1 protein-coding gene is annotated in these 1,183 nt (G+C 37.7%); it reads left to right on the plus strand.

Features of this window, described 5'->3' with window-relative positions:
* Nucleotides 1-564: 564 nt before the first annotated feature.
* On the plus strand, nucleotides 565-699 hold the full coding sequence (locus DB41_RS13120; RefSeq protein WP_080502508.1) for a transposase: 135 nt from the start codon (nucleotides 565-567) through the stop codon (nucleotides 697-699).
* Nucleotides 700-1,183: the final 484 nt, after the last annotated feature.

Below are 1,183 nucleotides of genomic sequence, written 5' to 3' on the forward strand. Positions count from 1 at the left end.
CTGCGCAAGCCTCTAGGATAGGGAGCAGCAATTCATTGGGCAAGCTTTCAATAGATGCCGAAGAGATAGGATGCATTTTATTTCCTTGGATAGTGATAACTTTTCAGTATTTTTATTCTTTAAAGGCAATATAAAAAAATTAAAAAAAACAAGTCAAACCAATTAATACTTATTTAAGGCGGTCGCTTCGCCAAAGCTTAAGGCAAGCTAGCAGTACTTAAGTGCAGCTATAGTCGCTAGCCAAGGTGTCAAAACAACTGAAAAAAAGGGCTCAATGGGTACAACGGTGGCAAGAAAGTTAAAGGTAAGAAAAGACACATATGAGTGGATCACTTGGGACTGTTAATAGCAGTTGTAGTAAACAGCGTAGCTTATAATGACAGAGATAGGCTAAAGGCCCTGCTCTATTTTTCCCATGGAAAAGCTCTATAGCCAAAAAAGATATTTGCCGATACAGGATATATTGGAGAAGAGATGGAAGTAGAAGCAGCTTTACAGGGTATTGATTTAACAGCCATTAAAAGATCTAAGCTAAAAGGATTTCATCTATAAACAAAAAGATGGATAGTAGAAAGAACATTTGCCTGGCTTGGCAAATGCTGCAGATTAAGTAAGGATTATGAGGCCTTGCCAAACACCAGCCAAGCGTTCCTTTCCTTAGCTATAATACACCTGAGGGTAAGAAGAATAGCGCAATAAATTAATTTAGAAAATGTCTTTAAAAATAAGGCCTGGATTATCAAAGCGTTATTAGAGCACTGTTTTTCCCCTTAATGTTTATATGAAAAGGGTTTGGTTTTTATAAAATTAAAATACCTCTTTATTTTTAGATATATGTTGATAAAATGAAGTTGTACTTAATTGCTGAATGGGAGGTTATGCAATGTCTAAAAATAAAAATCATGATAAAGATCAAGTGGCCCCTTTTCCCTTTGATAAAATGCCTTATTAGGAAAAAGGAGAGTCGATGGATAAGCTTAACGATTATGATATGGGCGAGCAAGAACTCGATTTAGGAGAAAGTGAACCCCGTACCCGTCACCGCAGTTTAGGAGATGAAAGAGGAGCGGGGCACGAGCCCTAAGGAGCGTGCTGACTAGGCCATCTGGCATTTAAAGGAGCTTTTAGGAGTAGCCCAGAGGTTAAGATATGCTATTCCTAAAAGCTCCTGAATAGAAGATAA

This window comes from Neochlamydia sp. TUME1 (assembly GCF_000813645.1).
GTDB lineage: Bacteria > Chlamydiota > Chlamydiia > Chlamydiales > Parachlamydiaceae > Neochlamydia.